Here is an 18,536-nt window from a genome sequence, read left to right on the forward strand (position 1 = left end):
TTCATTTTATTAAACAAGAAGTGGTGGACGCTACTGGGCTTGAACCAGTGACCCTCGCCTTGTAAGGGCGATGCTCTCCCAACTGAGCTAAGCGTCCGTCTTGTTTAATTACTTGCCTAAGCAAGTGGGGCGGTATTATAGAGTCGCTTCCGATAGTGTCAATAACAAAATTAAATAAAAATGTTCGTATGCCTGAAAAGTGAACGTTTTGGTTGGTTTTTGTCACTATTGAATAAAAGAAAAACAGTTTTAGCTGATGTTTGAACGAAAGCGGCGAATGGGGTTTCAAAAAACGAATTAGATTACCGCGCTATTTTTTTGAATAGTTGTCTGTGAATGGGGCATGCCACTTTTGTCATATAGCTAACACTGGTAGAATGCGCGCAAATCTAATTTTCACATATTAATAGAGAGTATTCATGTCGGTCGTTACACGCTTTGCTCCCAGCCCAACCGGGTACCTTCACGTAGGTGGTGCTCGCACTGCGCTTTATTCATGGTTAGTTGCTAAGAATAAAGGCGGCGAATTTGTTCTTCGTATAGAAGATACTGATATTGAGCGTTCTACAGAAGAAGCTAAACAAGCTATCTTAGACGGTATGCAGTGGCTTGGTCTAACGTGGGACACTGGCCCTGTATATCAAACGGATCGCTTTGACCGTTATCAGACGCTTATTCAGCAGCTGCTTAATGAAGGTAAAGCATATAAGTGCTTTATGAGTGCAGAAGAGTTGGATGCAATTCGAGAAGCGCAAAAAGAGCGCGGTGAAAAACCTCGTTACCCAGGAACATGGCGTGAGCGCACTGATCACCCTGAAGGCCAGCCGTTCGTTATACGCTTTAAAACGCCGACTGAAGGCACGGTTGTCATCACCGATCATGTTCGTGGAACCATAGAAATCAGCAACAGCGAGCTGGATGACCTTATTATTCAACGTACCGATGGTACACCCACATATAACTTCTGTGTTGTTGTAGATGATTGGGACATGGGTATTACTCATGTGGTTCGCGGTGAAGACCATATTAATAACACGCCTCGCCAGATAAATATCTTAGAAGCGTTGGGCGCACCAGTACCTGAATACGCGCATGTTTCTATGATTTTGGGCGACGATGGTAAAAAGTTATCTAAACGTCATGGCGCTGTAAGTGTTATGCAATATCGTGATGACGGCTTTCTCCCACAAGCTGTACTTAATTACCTTGTTAGGTTGGGGTGGTCACATGGCGACCAAGAGATTTTCTCAGTAGACGAGATGATTGAGTTATTTAGCTTAGATGCTATTGGACAGTCAGCTTCTGCTTTTAATACTGAGAAACTTATTTGGTTAAATCAGCACTACATTAAATCTTTACCAGCAAGTGAAGTTGCAGAGCACGCAAAATGGCAGTTTGACCAACTTGGCGTTAATTTGCTTGCCGGGCCAGCGCTTGAATCTATTATCGCTATTCAAGCAGACCGAGTTAAAACTCTGAAAGAGCTTGCAGAGATTTCGACGTACTTTTATCAAGACTACGAAGAGTTCGAAGCAAAAGCAGCGAAAAAACACCTTCGCCCTGTTGCAAAAGAAGCACTTGAAATGGCGAAAGAGAAGCTCTTATCTATTGACGCATGGAACCCTGAAAATATTCAGGCAGCTATTAATGCTACCGCAGAAGCGTTAGAAGTTGGGATGGGGAAAGTAGGTATGCCATTGCGCGTGGCAGTGACGGGAGGAGGAAATTCTCCATCACTTGATGTCACGCTTAATCTGCTCTCAAAAGAGAAAGTTGGCGAGAGAATCGACAAAGCGCTTACTTTTATAGCAAACAGAGAAAATTCATAAAAAAACCGTTGACATGACAGGGGCGGATGCCTAGAATGCGCCCCGCTGTCACGGAAGAGTCACACATGTTGACTGAGACACGTACGGGGCCATAGCTCAGCTGGGAGAGCGCCTGCATGGCATGCAGGAGGTCGGCGGTTCGATCCCGCCTGGCTCCACCAAACTGCACTTAACGTTGTAGTTTGATTAGGCTGAAGTTTTTAACTTCGGACTGAAATTTCGGTAAGGAAAAGGTCGCTCGGTTCGCTGGCTTACTTCGCCTTACTGGAAATCTCGAAAGCGAAGCTTTCGAAATCAGATTTTCAGTCCCCTTCGTCTAGAGGCCTAGGACACCGCCCTTTCACGGCGGTAACAGGGGTTCGAATCCCCTAGGGGACGCCATATTTTATCGCGTCACAGTCGATTAATACTGTGAAATAGGCTGGAGTTGATATTTCAACTTCGGACTGAAATTTCGGTAAGGAAAATGTCGCTCAGTTCGCTGGCTCACTTCGCCTTACTGAAAATCTCGAAAGCGAAGCTTTCGAAATCAGATTTTCAGTCCCCTTCGTCTAGAGGCCTAGGACACCGCCCTTTCACGGCGGTAACAGGGGTTCGAATCCCCTAGGGGACGCCATATTGTATCGCGTCACAGTCGATTAATACTGTGAAATAGGCTGGAGTTGATATTTCAACTTCGGACTGAAATTTCGGTAAGGAAAGGGTCGCTCAGTTCGCTGGCTCACTTCGCCTTACTGAGAATCTCGAAAGCGAAGCTTTCGAAATCAGATTTTCAGTCCCCTTCGTCTAGAGGCCTAGGACACCGCCCTTTCACGGCGGTAACAGGGGTTCGAATCCCCTAGGGGACGCCATATTATCGCGTCACAGTCGATTAATACTGTGAAATAGGCTGGAGTTGATATTTCAACTTCGGACTGAAATTTCGGTAAGGAAAAGGTCGCTCAGTTCGCTGGCTCACTTCGCCTTACTGAAAATATCGAAAGCGAAGCTTTCGATGGAAGATTTTCAGTCCCCTTCGTCTAGAGGCCTAGGACACCGCCCTTTCACGGCGGTAACAGGGGTTCGAATCCCCTAGGGGACGCCATATAAAGAAACCAGCCAATCGGCTGGTTTTTTTGTTTCTACCCTACACAAACATACTTTTATCGAGTTCCCACATACATTTTCTTAACGGCTTGTTACCATTAAGCATCAAATAAAGAGGTAGGTTATGCAGCATTATCCAATTGGTACTCCAGGCACACCGTGGGGAGAAGAACAAAAGGCTGAGTGGAAAGCGAAGCAAAGTATAAAGCGCAGTTATGGTGACGAGGTACTGACGCCGTTATCATCAATTATTCCTAACGGTTTTCAAAAGGTGCAGTACGGCGCGTTACCCTATAACGAGGCACGTTTTCCCCTTTTTGCGGTTGTTCCAACGTCAGTAGACATAACAAAACCGTCTGTATTGGTTACAGGTGGCGTGCATGGTTATGAGACAAGCGGTGTACAAGGTGCGCTTAAGTTTATAAACAATAGTTTGAAAGACTATGCTCAAGACTTCAATGTTTTTGTCGTGCCGTGTGTGAGCCCTTGGGGATATGAAACGATAAACCGTTGGAATCCGATGGCGCTAGATCCCAACCGTTCCTTTTATGCCGATTCTCCCGCCCCAGAATCTGCTCAATTGATGTCATTTGTTGAAAGCCTAGAGGCTGAACTTTTACTCCATATCGATCTTCATGAAACGACAGATACTGACAATAGTGAATTTAGGCCGGCACTCGCTGCGCGAGATGGTGTAAGCCATGATAACTGGAATATTCCCGATGGGTTTTACACTGTCGCGAACACGGCAAATCCACAACTTGCGTTTCAAAAAGCAGTTATCGATGCCGTAAGGCAGGTTACTCATATCGCACCTCCTGATGAAAGCGGAAAAATTATCGGTGCGGATGTAGAGACAGATGGTGTCATCTGTTACGACAAAAAAGCGTTATTCCTGTGTGGTGGTATGACAAATGCTAATTTCGTAACTACTACAGAGGTTTACCCTGATAGTGCAAATGCTACGCCTGAAATTTGTAACGATGCGCAAGTGGCGGCCATAAGAGCGGCAATCGACTTTTTAAAATAGACGCTTGAACGTTTAGACGTCTAGATGTATATTGCCTTCTCACTTGAGGAGGCACCTTTGTACACATTTTCTGCAATAATTTATGATGGAAATAGGCAGCATCTTGTCAAACAAGATGTGTCGGACCATGAAGCGTTTGAGACCTACCTACAGCAGCAATATGGTTGCTATGTATGTTTATGGTGTAATAAAGAGCCAACACAGTCTGTGCTAGATGTTATTGCTTCAACGAGTCACGGTACATTACGTAATCCTGCACAACCCGCGAGTTAATTATGAAGAACCTATCGCCCTGCATAGCACAATGCAAGTTATCTGAGGATGATATCTGTGAAGGATGCAAGCGCACAATAGATGAGATAGTGGGTTGGGCAAGGTTTTCGCAAACACAAAAGCTTCAGGTAATTGAACGCTTAGAAGCATTAAAGAATGTTTCGGACAGTCATAGATAAAAAGCGCTTCGGACAGTCATAGATAATCAATTTAGGACAGTCTAAATCCTAGTTCGGTCTGGCGAATAGCATAGCCTCATTCAATCTGCTACACTCTCGCGCCGAAATTCTGAACATCCTTGGAAGTGCCACTCACTATGAAAATTATGCTCGCTCCGATGGAAGGGGTAGTTGACCACTTAATGAGAGATATGCTCACACGTGTTGGTGGGTTCGATCAGTGTGTTACCGAGTTTGTTCGTGTTGTCGATCAAAAACTTCCTAAAAAGACCTTCTACAAACTTTGCCCGGAACTTCATAACGGTGGAAAAACACCATCTGGTGTGCCAGTCAGAGTGCAATTGCTTGGGCAACACCCCGAATGGCTTGCAGAAAATGCATTTACCGCAGCTGAGCTAGGCTCTCCAGGCGTAGACTTAAATTTTGGTTGTCCCGCAAAAACAGTGAACAAAAGCAAAGGGGGGGCAGTACTGCTTAAGGAGACTGAAACGCTCTATAACATTGTTAAAGCAGTGCGCGACGCAGTGCCAGATCATGTACCAGTATCTGCAAAAATCAGGTTAGGGTTTGAAGATAAATCACTTGCGATAGACAACGCCCGCGCAATTACCGAAGCTGGCGCATCTGAATTAGTCGTGCACGCACGTACTAAAACAGAAGGCTACAAGCCCCCAGCATATTGGGATTGGATTGCGAAGATTAAGGCACACACAACGATCCCTTTGGTTGCAAATGGTGAAATTTGGAATAGTGCAGATGCTAAACAATGCCAAATCCAGTCAGCATGTGACAACTTAATGATAGGCAGAGGGGCGCTTGCCATGCCAAATTTGGCTCAGTGCATTAAAAATGCTGAAGCTCCAATGCATTGGCCTGATGTCGCAGCGCTTCTAATTCAGTATTCGGGTTACGAAATTTATGGCGACAAAGGAAGATATTATCCAAATAGAATAAAACAGTGGTGTGGTTATTTGAAAAGACAGTATCCGGAAGCTGAAGTGCTTTTCAATGATATTCGTCGTTTAACCGTGTCGAAAGATATCGTTGAGGTGTTATCACGCCAGTCCTCTTAATTTTTAACGTGTTTACCCCCCTCACACATTGCAGATTCCTTTAAGTTAGCTACGCTAACGAAGTAGGTTGTGAACATAAAAATAAAATTCCGGGGAAAACATGAAATTACATTCAACCAAGCGTTTTATTGCGCTGGCGTGTGCTTTTGCTTTTGTCGCTGTGGGATGCACAAGTGAGAAGCAAGATAAGGCACAACAAAGTCAAAAAGTCGTTATCAATCCTAATCCGTACCCAAGCACTTACAAAGCGATTGATGGGGGGCCCACGCTAATAACGAATGTAACCATTCTTGACGGTGTTGGTAACAAAATTGAAGGCGGCAGTATTTATTTTGTCGATGGAAAAGTCCAAGCAGTCGTCAATTCTGGACAGTCACTAAATACTGCTGAAAATACGACAGTCATTAACGGTGAGGGTAAGTGGGTAACGCCAGGTATAATCGATAACCATAGTCATTTAGGGGTTTATCCGTCTCCTTCTACGCGTTCCCATTCTGACGGAAATGAGATGACCAACCCTGTAACCGCGCAGGTTTGGGCCGAGCATTCCGTTTGGCCGCAAGACCCGGGTTTTGGTCGGGCACTCGCTGGCGGTGTCACTGCATTACAAATTCTACCTGGCTCGGCTAACTTATTTGGCGGGCGTTCTGTTGTGCTTAAAAATGTACCAAACCGAACGATGCAGGATATGAAGTTCCCCGGGGCACCCTATGGAATTAAAATGGCATGTGGCGAGAACCCAAAGCGAGTTTATGGTCAAAAAGGTGGGCCAATGACCCGTATGGGGAATGTAGCTGGCTATCGTCAGGCGTGGTCAGAGGCCCAAGATTATATGAGAAAGTGGGAACGGTATGAAAAAGAGTACGAGGCAGGAAAAGATCCTAAGGCCCCCAAGCGTGATTTAAAGTTAGAAACTCTAGCGGGAGTGTTAGCAGGTGAAATACGTGTACATATGCACTGTTACCGCGCTGATGAAATGACGGTTATGATGGATTTGATGCAGGAGTTTGACTACCACATTGGCACTTTTCATCATGCAGTCGAATCGTACAAGATTGCCGACAAATTAAAAGAAAACAACGTCTGCTCAGCAATGTGGGCCGACTGGTATGGTTTCAAAATGGAAGCGTATGACGGAATACGCGAGAACATCCCAGCCGTACATTCGTCAGGTGCGTGTGCAATTGTTCACTCAGACAGTGATTTGGGAATCCAGCGCTTGAACCAAGAAGCCGCAAAGGCATGGTCAGATGGACGCAGAGCAGGTATCGATATTTCGATTGAAGACGCATGGCAATGGCTTTCAGCTAATCCTGCCAAGTCACTAGGAATCTTTGAAAAGACCGGTTCTTTAGAGGTAGGCAAGCAAGCTGATATTGTTCTTTGGACCGCGAACCCATTTTCGACCTATGCAAAAGCCGAAGAAGTGTACATCGATGGCGGCTTAGCATATTCGCTTAATGACACAAGCACGTGGCCAGTGAGCGATTTTGAACTTGGTCAAGTAGGTGAAGGAGACAGAAAATGAAACGTATTGGAATGGTAATATTGAGTTTAATGTTCTCCACAGCCGTGTTGAGCGAGAACATCGCTATTGTTGGTGGGAAAGTACATACCCTGTCTGATCAAGGTACATTAGCGTCGGCAACCGTATTGGTAAGCGGGGGAGAGATCCAGCGCGTCGTTGACGGCATTGAAAAGCCTGCAGGTTACACGGTTATTGATGCTACTGGCAAAGTTGTTACGCCGGGTTTGATTGGAGCAATGACGTCTTTAGGTTTGGTTGAAGTATCGTCCTCTTCTGGCGTTGTCGATGCAAGTGTTGAACACTCGCCAGTAACCAACACGGGGGCAGCACTTGATGTTAGCTTTGCTGTAAATCCGGACTCATCATTAATGGCCATTACACGTTTGGAAGGCATGACATCTGCAGCCACGTCGATTCTGCGTTCTGACTATATGTTCAATGGTATGGGAGCCGTCATTACGTTAGGTGGGAATTCACCGATTATCAAGCCTAAAGCATTTATGAGTGTAGATGTTGGCAGTGGTGGTGCAGAGGCTGCGGGAGGGTCTAGAGCGGCGTTGTGGGTAACCCTAGAGGCCATTTTGGCTGAAGCTGAACGTGCTGGAGATGTCCAAGGTCCAGAAAAGGCGTGGTATGGCATTAATACAAGGCATGATGTTGTAAGCTTAAAGCAAGTATTGTCAGGTGATATTCCTTTGTTTATGCGTGCTGATAGAGTAGCGGATATTCGACAAGTGTTAGCGTTTAAGCAGCGCCATCCCTCTGTGAAGGTTGTGCTTGTGCATGGTGTGGAAGCGTGGAGAGAAGCGAACGCACTTTCAAAGGCAAATATTCCCGTTATTATCGACCCTGAATATAACTTACCAGGTGGCTTTGACCAGATGGGGGCTACGCTTGCCAACGCCGCTAGACTTCATGCTGCCGGTGTGAAAGTGGCAATAGGTATGGACACACATAATATCCGTCTGGCTGCTCAGCACGCTGGCAATGCTGTTGCAAATGGGCTTCCTCATGAGGCTGGCATTGCTAGTTTAACAAGCGTTCCTGCTGAGATATTAGGTGTAGAAAATACGTTAGGTGTTCTCAAAACTGGTGCGGTTGCCGATATTGTAGTGTGGTCTGGCGACCCCCTTGAGGTAACCGAAGCGGCGGAAGTTGTTATTTCAAACGGCAAAGTTATGCAGATGGAGTCTAGACAAACTAAACTTCGCGACCGATATTTGCTGCTACAGCAAACTGGTGCAGAAAAGCCGTCGCAGTATTATCGCGAACTCAACTAACAGTTTTAGGACAGTCGCAACTAGGTTTGTGACTGTCCAAAGTCTTTAAATTTTCTCAAATGCTTGCAAGCCGAAATTTCAACGGCGAGCGCAAAAGCAATGATCCCGTTTTTATTTTTTACATTACGACTGTCCGATATCCATTAAGACTACCCAATATCCATCACGCTTTTGCATTTACTGAGTGAATAACGACATTAACGCGTTTTTTGCCGTTACAGCATTAAAAGGCTTATTGACGTAATAGCTTTGCTACTAGGTTGGTGTTGGGAGAATGCCCGTAGTTGCACGCATTCGCAAAGTGCTTTATTGCCGAAGGTGTGCCTGCAGAGCATTTAAAAATATCCTCAAACTGACTCGATAACAGCTGCCAAGCGCTGAGGGATGTTTTTAGGCTGTGTGTCACTACATAGCTTTTCTGAGATCTCAGATAAGGCACCGGTTTTCTGGACATTTCACGAGTTTGGTTGAGCAGCGCCACATACTCATGCAGAGTAAAAGGTAACGTATGACAATGAGAGCTTCTTTCAGATTGGCCTTTAAAAAGCGCTAAATACTTTGGTGTTTTACCAACGCGTTCAGCATTAAGCCGATATTTGATACTGGTGAAATCGGAGGTGGTCGGCGTTTCGGCTATACCGGCTCTTATGGGGTTCAAATCTACATAGGCCATTACAGCAGCTAGTGCTCTTTCGTCCAATATCGCCTGAGAGCGAAATCGACGCTCCCAAAAGTAACCCGTGCAATCGTCTTCTTTATTTGCTTTTCGGGCAATATATTCATTGAGCATTCGCATGAACCAACTAATACTCTGCAGACGCTGGCGGTATACAGCCGCTATCTTGTGAATCTCTTGGATTTCTTCATCATGCAGCACCGACTTGTCGGCAACGGATAGATAGCGCTGAATAATTGCGGGGCACTTATAAAACTTTCGCCATCTAAGCAGTACTTCATCCATACTCCAGCTATCAGACCTGCCTTTTGCTACGTATAATACAACATGCACATGATTATGCATTACAGCATAGGCGCATAAATCGATGGCAAATGCTTCACACAGACTATGCATTCTGTCCACAATCCACTGCCGCCGATGTTCGTAATCTATTCCTGTCGCTTTATCTTTACCACATAGGAACGACTGGCGCACACAGCGAGTGGTGCAGTGATAGAAAGGTGTTTCTTCAAGGTTGATTTGTTTATATCTTGGAAGTGGCATTAGCTTTCTCGATTTTAGAAAGCAAACAGTATCTTCAATTTTCGAAAATTATGAGACTGAGCAAAAGACAGGTTTTTGTACAGGTTACGCAACGAATATTGCAAATGGCGCTTAGTGTGACAGAGGATACATGGTTTATGTTTTTAGGTTTCTGCTTGTGACAAATAGTATTTTTGTGACTGTCCGATACCTTTTTGACTGTCCGAAATCGATACCGTCCTAATTGCTCATCTGGATTTAGACTGTCCAATCATGAAAATATTTATTTGGTATATGAGGCAAGGGCTATAGTGAGCGCGTAAAAAGCGCTCAGTGGTTTAATATGACGTTTTAAATCTTACTGAATATTGCAGAGAAAGTAGAGGCCACGCTAAACGAACAAATCAACTCGAGAACCAACGCGCCCATCGTTTTGCGAGGTTGTTTGCTGCGGAGCTGACGCCTCAGTAGGCTGTGCTTGTTGAGGCTGTGATTGTTGTGTTTGCTGACGCTGTTGTGGCGCCTCGAGTAAAGTAGAAACCGGCGCAGAGTTTTGCGCAACTGATGATACGTCCATCTCAAATCCTCTCATTAAGCTTTATAAAAATATAGCACAATTATTCATCAAGTAAGATTAAATTTGTTAATTGCTCGTACATGAAATTAGCAATCAATGGTTGCGCTTCAGCGTTAGGATGGATGCCATCTCGTTGCATTAATTCTTCATTTAACGCGATGTTTTCAAGGAAAAATGGAATTTTCACTACATTCTGCGTGGTTGCAACCTTTTCGTAATTACCCTGAAACATATCCGTATATCGCCTGCCATAATTTGTTGGAATTTGGATATCCTGAATGAAAACTTCAGCGCCACTCTCTTTACTCATAATCACTATTTTTTCGAGGTTACGCATTATTTTATTCGTATTGTGGCCCTGGAGACCGTCATTGCCTCCAAGCTCGACAAGAACATGGGTTGGCATATGCTGCTCTAGTAGCCTTGGCAATCGAGCTAGCCCACCATCCGTTGTTTCACCACTTACCGCAGCATTTACTATATCGATCTGAATCTTCTCGTCTTGCCACTTATTTTGTAACAAACTAACCCAACCAACTTGTTGCTCTAACCCATAAGCAGCAGATAGGCTGTCACCGAGTATTAAAAGAATTGCGGATTTATCATTACCCGTTTCATAACGCTGATCTGATAACGCTGAGTTTGGTATAAATAAGCTAAATAATGTGAACACAGCCAGTGCAACAAAAACGGCCTTTTTGAACAGATGAATAAACACGAATTGATGACCCTTATATGATTAAAGCAGCACAAGTAACTAAGTCAGTAACTACGAGTGAAGGTACTTTACAGATCCTTCAACCAATTTCTTTTGAAGTCAAGCAAGGTGAGTCTGTTGCTATCATTGGTGCGTCAGGTTCCGGTAAATCTACGCTTTTGGGGCTTCTCGCGGGGTTAGATGAAGTAACGTCAGGGGAGATTTTTCTTGATGGTCAGCCGTTACACTCACTTGATGAAGAGCAGCGAGCAGTGCTGCGTGGAAACACGGTAGGATTTATATTTCAAAGCTTTATGCTTGTACAAAGCCTCACCGCGCTTGAAAATGTCATGTTGCCGGCCGAAATTGCAGGCTTAGCAGACGCTAAACAAAAAGCACTCTCAATTCTTGAAGACGTTGGGCTTTCCCATCGAGCGCATCACTTTCCAAATCAACTTTCTGGCGGTGAGCAGCAGCGTGTTGCTATTGCGCGGGCTTTCATTACATCACCTAAAATTCTATTTGCGGATGAGCCTACTGGGAACTTAGATGCAAAAAACAGCGATAAAGTTGAAGCGTTACTTTTTAAACTGAATAAGGAAAAGGGGACAACGCTTGTTCTAGTAACACATGACAACACATTGGCTGAGCATTGCGATAGGCAGCTTACCATGCAAGCAGGGTCACTTGTTGAAACCACTACCACACAAGAGGTTGTGTAAATGAAGATGGCATTGAATCTTGCGTGGCGCCTTTTTAAGCATGAGGCGCGGCGAGGAGAATTGACGATCATCTTGCTCGCCATTGTCTTATCTGTGGGGGCTGTTTTATCTTTGTCGTTGTTCAGTGAAAGGCTACAAGGCGCACTGAAGTCGCGAAGTGCGGCGTTTATTGCAGCAGATGCGCAGTTGCGCTCTGATAAACCTATTGATGAGGCATGGCTTACTCGTGCGGGCAGTAACAACCTTGCTACCGCTAAGCAAGTGAGTACGCGCTCTATGGTGTTCAATAACGACAGGATGTCGTTGGTAGATTTGCGCGCCGTAAATAATAATTATCCGTTAAAAGGGGCAGTATCGGTAAGTGATGTACCGTTTGGCGTGAAGAAGGAATCGAATGTATTACCCAACCCTGGCGAAGCATGGATTCAATCAAGATTATTCCAAACCTTAGATGTCAGTATTGGCGATAAAATAGAGATAGGTGACGCTGTTTTTACCGTATCAAATGTGCTTGTCGACATTCCCGATGCGGGCTTCAGTGTGTTTAATACCGACCCCATCGTTCTTATGAATATGGATGACTTGGACAAAACGGCTGTGGTTGGGCCGGGCAGCCGAGCACGCTTTATCACTTACTTTGCTGGTGAAAAGAGTGACCTTAACGATTTTAATGATTGGCTTTTCCCGCAGTTAAATGATGACTTACATTCATGGCGTACGGTAGAAGATGATGAGTCAGCTATTGGCCAAAGCGTTGCGAGCGCCGAACGTTACTTTTTGTTGGCTAGCTTACTCGCGATAGTATTAGCCGCGGTATCGATAGCTGTTGCTGCACAACGGTATGCACAACGCCACTTCGACCCTGTTGCGATAATGAAAACATTAGGCGCTACGAAACAAGTTATTCGATTGGTCTATTTATTACAGGTGATTTTCATCACGGTTTTGGGGATTATGATTGGTCTGCTAATCGGCTTTGTCGGTCAGCAACTCGTTGTTTGGGCGCTCGCCGATAGTATTGATGTAGCTCTGTCGGTCTGGCATTGGCGCCCAGTAATTATTGCCGTAACGACTGGGGCGGCATGCGCACTGTTATTTTCACTCTACCCGTTATTACAGCTTTTTTCAGTTCCGCCTTTGCGTGTTTTGAGAAAAGATGTTGAGAGTAGCGTACGCTCGAGAAGTATTCAGTACGCAGCATCTGGCGGTGCTATTTTTCTACTCATGTTTCTATACAGCCAAGACCTCAAAATAAGTGCGATACTATTTTTATCGGGCTCAGTTCTTGTCTTAGGGCTTTTAGGGGCTACCTATTTGCTTATCTCGCTTGGAAGAAAACTTGGTTCGGGCGCCATAGGACCATGGCAACTAGCATGGGCAAGAATTAAACGACGTTCAATGAACAATAGTGTTCAGCTAATTAGTTTTTCAGTCACAATAATGCTGCTCTTAGTTGTGCTGGTAATGCGAAATGACATGGTATCGCAATGGCGCTCTCAATTACCTGAAGGCACGCCAAACTATTTTCTCATTAACATCACAAGTGATCAGAAAGATGAGTTGGACAGTCACTTTGCTAACAGCGGCATTGAAATTGAAGAATTTTATCCGGTTATACGTGGTCGCTTTGCTGCGGTAAATGATGAAGATGTGAATTCTGAAATTACCAAAGAAGGAGATAGTTCTAGGGAAGGCCGTCAAGGCTTAGGCCGAGAAGCAAACCTCACATGGGGTAACACGCTACAAAAAGAAAATGAGGTTGTTGAAGGGCTATGGCATAACAACGTCATTATAGAAGCGGATTCGGAAATTTATCCGGTGTCGGTGGAACAGGGTGTTGCTGAAAGACTTACTATAAAAATGGGCGACAGACTTACGTTTAATGTGGGAAGCGAAATAGTACAGACCCGCGTAACAAGTATAAGAAAAGTAAATTGGCAGACGATGCAGCCAAACTTCTTTTTTGTAATACACCCACAAGCGATGGAGGCTTTCAATCCAACTTATATTACTAGTTTCTTCTTACCCTCTGACCGCAAAGCGGAGTTAACCGAGCTCCTTAAACCATTTGCTGCTATTACTATGTTTGATGTCGATGCTCGGATTAATCAACTGAGAGAGATAGTTGAGCAAGTGTCTGTTGCGGTTGAGTTTATTCTTGTTTTGGTGTTGCTTGCTGGTAGCTTGGTATTAATAGCACAGGTACAGGCAAGCATGGATGAGCGAAGGCAGGAACTGGCCATATTAAGAACGCTAGGCGCGAGAGGGGGCTTAATTCGTAAGAGTGTGGTGTATGAGTTCGTTATTATTGGGGTCGTTGCTGGACTCATGGCAGCATTTGCCAATGAGCTAAGTTTGTACCTCTTGCAAACCAACATATTTAAAATGACAGCAAGTCTGCACGTTGAGTATTGGGTGTTATCGCCAGTGGTCGGCGCGGTAGTCGTGGGTACATTAGGCGCTATAGCCTGTTGGCGCTTGCTGTCATTGAATACATCGGAACTGCTTAAGAAAATGATTTAATGGATATAGGACAGTCACATCACTGGCTGTCCTTAACGCACTAAAAGGTTTATCAGAGGTATTTTTTCGGACAGTCAAAAATTTTGTGACTGTCCGAAAAATTTGTGACTGTCCAATAATCTAACGTAGTTAGGAATAAACTGCGTTTAGTGCCTCATCGACGGTTGGGTAGGTAAAAGAAAACCCCGACTTTATGAGCTTATCAGGTAACACCTTTTGGCCCTCTAAAATCATGTCTGACGATTCTCCCATCGCTATTTTCATAACAAAAGCAGGCACATTAAAAAAGCAGGGCCTGGAGAGTGCTTTACTCAATGCGTGCGAAAATGTCTTGTTGGTAACCGGCACCGGCGCAGTCATATTAAATGGGCCTTCACAATCGGATGAATGTAAAAGGTGGATGATGGCAGAAACCATATCTTCAAGATGAATCCATGAAAGGTATTGTTTTGCCGTTCCTAGCGTACCGCCTACCCCTAATTTAAAGGGAAGCGCCATTTTCCCCAATGCGCCGCCATTTTCAGATAAAACAACGCCTGTACGCAGTGTACAAACTCGCGTACGGTTATTGGTAACCGTATTCGCTATCGCTTCCCATTTACTGCACACCTCATACGTAAATTCTTTATGGGGCATTGTCGACTCAACTACATCTCGTTCGCCTTGTCGCCCGTAATAGCCAATGGCAGAGCCTGATATAAAGACACTAGGGGCAGAAGCACTTTCATTGATTTTTGCGACCAGTGATGCCGTAGTCCCCCAGCGACTTTCACATATTTTGGTTTTTTGGCTGGTGGTCCAACGTTTATCTGCGATGGGCTCGCCGGCTAAGTTTATAACAGCATCAAACGTACCAATATCTGAGATATCATTTACTGAATTCAAATATGATAAATCGCTTCCTAGCTTCGATTTTGCCGCATCAGTATTGCGAGTTACCACCGTAATGCTATGGCTTGTTCGCAAGCGTTCTATTAGCGCGCTACCAATGAGCCCTGTACCGCCAGTAAGCAATATGTGCATAAGTCCTCCGGTGCATCGTTGTGTTACGCGCTTTTATTGCACGAAAGTGTGAGGGATACAGAATCAGAAAAACGTAGCGCGTGTGGTTTGTCTACTTCAACTTCAGCATAGCGCACAGAGTCATGTTCAGCAGCAATGCTCAGAACATCACCGGTAAGCTTTTCCAGTAACGAGAAACGATTATCTTCAACTAACTTAATAATCGCCTTAGTGATAATCTTATAGTTAAGTGCATCGTCCATGTTATCAGTGTTAGACGCAGTGCTCGCATCGTAGTCAATCTTTACATTAACCACCACATCTTGCTTATTTTTTATTTCGTCTTCGTTAATTCCTATATAGGTACGCAGTCTCAGGTTTTTAATTCTTATTGTTGCTAAGTTGAAATTCATAGTTGTCTCTTGTTTGTAGTTAGCGGTAAGCCGTTGTAAAGTGATGTCGTTTTAATTAGGAATGTAGCACAGAATGTCTATGGAACTGCGATCCCCAACAGCAAAAATCTTCATTGTTTTAGCATGTTTAGTTATTGTTATGGCTGGCGTAAAGGCAGCTAGCGCCATTATGGTTCCATTTTTTCTTTCGGTGTTTATTGCCATCGCGTGCAGCCCTGTTATCCGCTGGACATCTAAATATGGCGTCCCGCGATGGCTTTCAATTACCTTAGTTATACTGCTTATCGTGGTATTTGGTTTTCTTCTTGCGGGCCTTGTTGGCCAGTCTATGACTGAATTTAAAGAAAATTTGCCTGAATACCGAGCGAAGTTAGATACAGAGTTTGAGTGGGTAGTGGCGAAACTCGCTGAATTTAATATTTACATCAATAGAGAACTTATTGCCTCGCACCTCGACCCTGCAACTGCAATGTCAGTGGCGACAAACTTTATAAGCGGTATGGGCGGGGTGTTATCAAATCTTTTCCTCATATTATTAACCGTTATATTTATGCTGTTTGAAGCTGAATCGATCCCTAAGCGGCTGCACATTGCGCTAGCCGACCCTGACATGAAGCTAAAGCATATAGACAAGTTTATTCGTTCTGTTAATAGCTATTTGGCTATTAAAACCGTGGTAAGTTTAGGTACCGGCCTTATTATCGGTGTGTGGCTTTATGTAATGGGTGTAGATCACTTTTTACTGTGGGCTGTGTTAGCGTTTATGCTTAACTTCATTCCCAATATCGGTTCTATCATTGCAGCAGTGCCGGCTGTGCTCATTGCCTTTGTTCAGTTTGGTTTACCTTCTGCGGGCTTTGCTGCGTTAGGCTTTCTACTGGTTAATACAATAATGGGGAATATGGTCGAGCCGAAACTTATGGGCCGAGGTATGGGGTTAAGTACGCTTGTCGTTTTTCTTTCGTTAATTTTTTGGGGGTGGCTGTTAGGAACGGTAGGTATGTTACTTTCTGTGCCGTTAACGATGGTCGTTAAAATCGCATTGGAGTCGCGGGAAGAGAGCAAGTGGATAGCAGTACTGCTGTCGAGCGAAGGAGACGAAAAACCTGCAGTTTACTAGCGTCAGCTGTTAGGGAGTTTTATTTGTATCCTTGCCCCGCCTAAGTGGCTTTTTTCGATGTGTAGCTTACCTTCGTAAATCGCCACTAAATCGCTGACTATTGCCATTCCTATTCCTTGTCCCTCCGCGTAGGTGTCGAGCCTGGCGCCTCTCGCTAGTAATGCATTACGTTCGTTTTCGGGAATACCCGGGCCATCGTCTTCAATCGAGATAATTAACCATTCTGTATCTTCAACCACGTTGATGTTTACGAGTGATTTCGCCGCTTTACACGCATTATCGAGAATGTTTCCGCATAGCTCCATAAAATCAGTTTGGTCGCCTTTAAATGCGGCGTTTTCGTTACCGTCTAGGCTTATTGTAAGATGTTTATTTCCGTAAACTTTGTCCATCGCATCTGCAAGTTTCATAAGTAATGGCCAAACAGTTATCGACGCTTGCCACCCGGACTTCCCTGCGCTTGCGCGCTTTAATTGCCGTTGAATGATGTTATCTATTTGAGTTAACGACTCTGTGGCTTCAAAGGGTAACGCGTTAGTTCCCATCGCTGCGGCAAGAGGGGTTTTGAGGCTATGGGCTAAATCACCTAAACTATTTTTGTATCGTGAGCGTTGCTCGGCCTCAGACGTAAGTAAGTTGTTAATAGCGCGCTTGAGTGAATCAAATTCAACAGGGTAGCGTGCTTCAAGCTGGTTCTTGTTGCCGGAAGCGGCATGGGCAATTTCATTAATTAGCTTTCGCACTGGGGCTAACACAAGGCTTATGCCAACGATGATAAAAATAAGCAGTACCACACAAAGTGTCGCTATCCACTGCCACGCTGTATTAACAAAGGTTTCTCGCTCCGCTGAAAATTGTTCTTTATCATTTAAAATATAAAAATGAACGGGCTCAAATTGATTACTTGATGCGAATTCGGCGGTAAATGCATACACAAAAAAGTCATCGGCATCACCAATTGTTGTCTCGTAATTGTCTAGAAAAAGCTCGTTTCCTACATCAACCCGCAATGAGGGAGCTTTCAGGGTATATTCCAGAGCTGAGGCCGATTGCCAAATTACCGTATCACGAAATACGATAACGCCAATGTAACCTGAGCCTGGTAAATTTAGCTGTTCTTCATAAAGCACTTCGGGCATGTAAGGAACATCGCCGTCTAGTTCAAATGCCGACAATAAACCTAAGTTCATCAGCCTAAGCTCACTCATTTTGGCCTGTGTTAAGCTTTTCGTATACGCGCCGTCGAGTATAAAAATAGTGAAGGGGGCGAAAAGCGCTAATAAGACAACGGCAAGCAAAATACTTCTTATGCGCAGAGAGAGTTGCCTCATAAATTTCTATTTATCCTGTAGCCTCGCCCTCGCAATGTTTCAATCGGTTTTATTACTCCGTCAGGATCAAGCTTTTTGCGAAGCCGCCCGATAAAAACTTCAATCACGTTACTGTCTAAGTCAAAGTCTTGGTCATAAATGTGCTCGGTGAGTTCCGTTTTTGAAATCACTTTTTGAGGGTTTAACATGAGGTATTCCATCACCTTGTATTCATAGGCCGTAAGCTCAAGCGATAGACTATTAAGCTGAATTTCTTCTGAAACGGTATCTAGTGAAATAGGGCCCATTTGAATAACAGGATTAGCTTGTCCCGACGCTCTTCGTATTAGCGCTTTTGCTCTAGCCAGCAATTCTTCATTATGAAATGGTTTAGTAAGGTAGTCGTCGGCACCTGAATCAAGCCCTTCTACTTTTTCTTGCCATCTGTCTCTTGCAGTGAGAATTAAAACGGGAGTACTAATATTTTCAGCGCGCGCTTTTCTTATAACCTCAAAGCCATCTAACTTTGGTAGGCCGATATCAATAATAGCCAAGTCATAAGTGAATTCCTGCAGTTGATAAAGCGCATGCTCTCCATTATCTGCAAGGTCGACACTGTAACCACTTTCTTGAAGCAGGGTGTCTAATTGGGTAAGTAACTTGCTGTCGTCTTCTGCAACTAAAACTCGCATC

General features: G+C 44.4%; 17 protein-coding genes and 6 tRNA genes. 15 read left to right on the top strand and 8 right to left on the bottom strand.

Annotated features, from left to right (window positions below; all coding sequences use genetic code 11):
• Positions 1–21: 21 nt before the first annotated feature.
• Positions 22–97: transfer RNA gene (locus tag ACOJRU_RS06225), tRNA-Val, on the bottom strand.
• Positions 98–419: 322 nt separating this feature from the next.
• On the opposite strand from ACOJRU_RS06225, the gene gltX reads away from it, so the two are divergent.
• From gltX to ACOJRU_RS06285, 12 genes are all read left to right on the top strand, one after another.
• Positions 420–1,829 carry a glutamate--tRNA ligase gene (gene gltX, locus ACOJRU_RS06230; protein ID WP_421134172.1) on the top strand — a complete coding sequence of 470 codons (1,410 nt, stop codon included), beginning with the start codon at positions 420–422 and terminating at the stop codon, positions 1,827–1,829.
• An 85-nt stretch (positions 1,830–1,914) separates the two neighbouring features.
• A tRNA-Ala gene (locus ACOJRU_RS06235) sits at positions 1,915–1,990 on the top strand.
• Between the two features lie 144 nt (positions 1,991–2,134).
• A tRNA-Glu gene (locus ACOJRU_RS06240) sits at positions 2,135–2,210 on the top strand.
• Between the two features lie 159 nt (positions 2,211–2,369).
• Positions 2,370–2,445: transfer RNA gene (locus tag ACOJRU_RS06245), tRNA-Glu, on the top strand.
• A 159-nt stretch (positions 2,446–2,604) separates the two neighbouring features.
• Positions 2,605–2,680: transfer RNA gene (locus ACOJRU_RS06250), tRNA-Glu, on the top strand.
• A 157-nt stretch (positions 2,681–2,837) separates the two neighbouring features.
• Positions 2,838–2,913, top strand: a tRNA-Glu gene (locus tag ACOJRU_RS06255).
• 126 nt (positions 2,914–3,039) lie between these two features.
• On the top strand, positions 3,040–3,945 hold the full coding sequence (locus tag ACOJRU_RS06260) for a M14 family metallopeptidase (protein WP_421134173.1): 906 nt from the start codon (positions 3,040–3,042) through the stop codon (positions 3,943–3,945).
• A 57-nt stretch (positions 3,946–4,002) separates the two neighbouring features.
• Entirely contained in the window at positions 4,003–4,218 is a 216-nt protein-coding gene (locus ACOJRU_RS06265; RefSeq protein ID WP_421134174.1) for a hypothetical protein, read from the top strand.
• A 2-nt stretch (positions 4,219–4,220) separates the two neighbouring features.
• Entirely contained in the window at positions 4,221–4,397 is a 177-nt protein-coding gene (locus ACOJRU_RS06270) for a DUF1289 domain-containing protein (RefSeq protein ID WP_421134175.1), read from the top strand.
• Between the two features lie 137 nt (positions 4,398–4,534).
• Entirely contained in the window at positions 4,535–5,470 is a 936-nt protein-coding gene (gene dusC, locus ACOJRU_RS06275) for a tRNA dihydrouridine(16) synthase DusC (RefSeq protein WP_421134176.1), read from the top strand.
• Between the two features lie 100 nt (positions 5,471–5,570).
• Positions 5,571–6,998, top strand: a complete 1,428-nt coding sequence (locus ACOJRU_RS06280) for an amidohydrolase (RefSeq protein WP_421134177.1) — start codon at positions 5,571–5,573, stop codon at positions 6,996–6,998.
• On the top strand, positions 6,995–8,278 hold the full coding sequence (locus tag ACOJRU_RS06285; RefSeq protein ID WP_421134178.1) for an amidohydrolase family protein: 1,284 nt from the start codon (positions 6,995–6,997) through the stop codon (positions 8,276–8,278). The genes ACOJRU_RS06280 and ACOJRU_RS06285 overlap by 4 nt, the downstream gene beginning before the upstream one ends.
• Before the next feature lie 232 nt (positions 8,279–8,510).
• Here the strand turns inward: ACOJRU_RS06285 and ACOJRU_RS06290 are convergent, their stop codons facing one another.
• The 3 genes from ACOJRU_RS06290 to ACOJRU_RS06300 all read right to left on the bottom strand — a co-directional run bounded on the left by ACOJRU_RS06290 (position 8,511) and on the right by ACOJRU_RS06300 (position 10,768).
• The gene (locus ACOJRU_RS06290) at positions 8,511–9,500 is read right to left on the bottom strand and encodes a transposase (protein WP_421134179.1); all 990 of its coding nucleotides are present in this window, start codon (positions 9,498–9,500) and stop codon (positions 8,511–8,513) included.
• Positions 9,501–9,870: 370 nt separating this feature from the next.
• Positions 9,871–10,056 carry a hypothetical protein gene (locus ACOJRU_RS06295; RefSeq protein ID WP_421134180.1) on the bottom strand — a complete coding sequence of 62 codons (186 nt, stop codon included), beginning with the start codon at positions 10,054–10,056 and terminating at the stop codon, positions 9,871–9,873.
• A gap of 40 nt (positions 10,057–10,096) precedes the next feature.
• On the bottom strand, positions 10,097–10,768 hold the full coding sequence (locus ACOJRU_RS06300) for an arylesterase (protein ID WP_421134729.1): 672 nt from the start codon (positions 10,766–10,768) through the stop codon (positions 10,097–10,099).
• A gap of 23 nt (positions 10,769–10,791) precedes the next feature.
• On the opposite strand from ACOJRU_RS06300, the gene ACOJRU_RS06305 reads away from it, so the two are divergent.
• Positions 10,792–11,475, top strand: coding sequence for an ABC transporter ATP-binding protein (locus ACOJRU_RS06305; RefSeq protein WP_421134181.1), 684 nt, complete (start codon positions 10,792–10,794; stop codon positions 11,473–11,475).
• Positions 11,476–13,998, top strand: a complete 2,523-nt coding sequence (locus ACOJRU_RS06310) for an ABC transporter permease (protein WP_421134182.1) — start codon at positions 11,476–11,478, stop codon at positions 13,996–13,998. It begins immediately after the preceding gene.
• A gap of 129 nt (positions 13,999–14,127) precedes the next feature.
• On the opposite strand, the gene ACOJRU_RS06315 is transcribed toward ACOJRU_RS06310, so the two are convergent.
• Positions 14,128–15,021 (bottom strand): TIGR01777 family oxidoreductase, encoded by an 894-nt coding sequence (locus ACOJRU_RS06315; protein WP_421134183.1) that lies wholly within the window; start codon positions 15,019–15,021, stop codon positions 14,128–14,130.
• A 23-nt stretch (positions 15,022–15,044) separates the two neighbouring features.
• A complete protein-coding gene (gene folX, locus ACOJRU_RS06320; RefSeq protein ID WP_421134184.1) occupies positions 15,045–15,413 on the bottom strand; it encodes a dihydroneopterin triphosphate 2'-epimerase in 369 nt (122 codons plus the stop codon).
• A 73-nt stretch (positions 15,414–15,486) separates the two neighbouring features.
• Here folX and ACOJRU_RS06325 point away from each other — a divergent pair, with 73 nt between their 5' ends.
• Positions 15,487–16,533, top strand: coding sequence for an AI-2E family transporter (locus tag ACOJRU_RS06325; RefSeq protein ID WP_421134185.1), 1,047 nt, complete (start codon positions 15,487–15,489; stop codon positions 16,531–16,533).
• A 2-nt stretch (positions 16,534–16,535) separates the two neighbouring features.
• Here the strand turns inward: ACOJRU_RS06325 and ACOJRU_RS06330 are convergent, their stop codons facing one another.
• Both ACOJRU_RS06330 and ACOJRU_RS06335 read right to left on the bottom strand, forming a co-directional pair.
• Positions 16,536–17,864 carry an ATP-binding protein gene (locus ACOJRU_RS06330; protein WP_421134186.1) on the bottom strand — a complete coding sequence of 443 codons (1,329 nt, stop codon included), beginning with the start codon at positions 17,862–17,864 and terminating at the stop codon, positions 16,536–16,538.
• On the bottom strand, positions 17,861–18,535 hold the full coding sequence (locus ACOJRU_RS06335) for a response regulator transcription factor (protein WP_421134187.1): 675 nt from the start codon (positions 18,533–18,535) through the stop codon (positions 17,861–17,863). The genes ACOJRU_RS06330 and ACOJRU_RS06335 overlap by 4 nt, the downstream gene beginning before the upstream one ends.
• Between the last annotated feature and the right edge of the window lies 1 nt (position 18,536).

Origin of the sequence: Alteromonas algae, from assembly GCF_049117195.1 — a bacterium.
Classification (GTDB): Bacteria; Pseudomonadota; Gammaproteobacteria; order Enterobacterales; family Alteromonadaceae; genus Alteromonas.

Bases quoted from the DNA above. Each gene is read 5' to 3' on its own strand.
- gltX (WP_421134172.1), top strand. From the start codon at position 420: ATGTCGGTCGTTACACGCTTTGCTCCCAGCCCAACCGGGTACCTTCAC.
- ACOJRU_RS06260 (WP_421134173.1), top strand. From the start codon at position 3,040: ATGCAGCATTATCCAATTGGTACTCCAGGCACACCGTGGGGAGAAGAA.
- ACOJRU_RS06270 (WP_421134175.1), top strand. From the start codon at position 4,221: ATGAAGAACCTATCGCCCTGCATAGCACAATGCAAGTTATCTGAGGAT.
- dusC (WP_421134176.1), top strand. From the start codon at position 4,535: ATGAAAATTATGCTCGCTCCGATGGAAGGGGTAGTTGACCACTTAATG.
- ACOJRU_RS06280 (WP_421134177.1), top strand. From the start codon at position 5,571: ATGAAATTACATTCAACCAAGCGTTTTATTGCGCTGGCGTGTGCTTTT.
- ACOJRU_RS06285 (WP_421134178.1), top strand. From the start codon at position 6,995: ATGAAACGTATTGGAATGGTAATATTGAGTTTAATGTTCTCCACAGCC.
- ACOJRU_RS06290 (WP_421134179.1), bottom strand. From the start codon at position 9,500: ATGCCACTTCCAAGATATAAACAAATCAACCTTGAAGAAACACCTTTC.
- ACOJRU_RS06295 (WP_421134180.1), bottom strand. From the start codon at position 10,056: ATGGACGTATCATCAGTTGCGCAAAACTCTGCGCCGGTTTCTACTTTA.
- ACOJRU_RS06305 (WP_421134181.1), top strand. From the start codon at position 10,792: ATGATTAAAGCAGCACAAGTAACTAAGTCAGTAACTACGAGTGAAGGT.
- ACOJRU_RS06310 (WP_421134182.1), top strand. From the start codon at position 11,476: ATGAAGATGGCATTGAATCTTGCGTGGCGCCTTTTTAAGCATGAGGCG.
- ACOJRU_RS06315 (WP_421134183.1), bottom strand. From the start codon at position 15,021: ATGCACATATTGCTTACTGGCGGTACAGGGCTCATTGGTAGCGCGCTA.
- folX (WP_421134184.1), bottom strand. From the start codon at position 15,413: ATGAATTTCAACTTAGCAACAATAAGAATTAAAAACCTGAGACTGCGT.
- ACOJRU_RS06325 (WP_421134185.1), top strand. From the start codon at position 15,487: ATGTCTATGGAACTGCGATCCCCAACAGCAAAAATCTTCATTGTTTTA.
- ACOJRU_RS06330 (WP_421134186.1), bottom strand. From the start codon at position 17,864: ATGAGGCAACTCTCTCTGCGCATAAGAAGTATTTTGCTTGCCGTTGTC.
- ACOJRU_RS06335 (WP_421134187.1), bottom strand. From the start codon at position 18,535: ATGCGAGTTTTAGTTGCAGAAGACGACAGCAAGTTACTTACCCAATTA.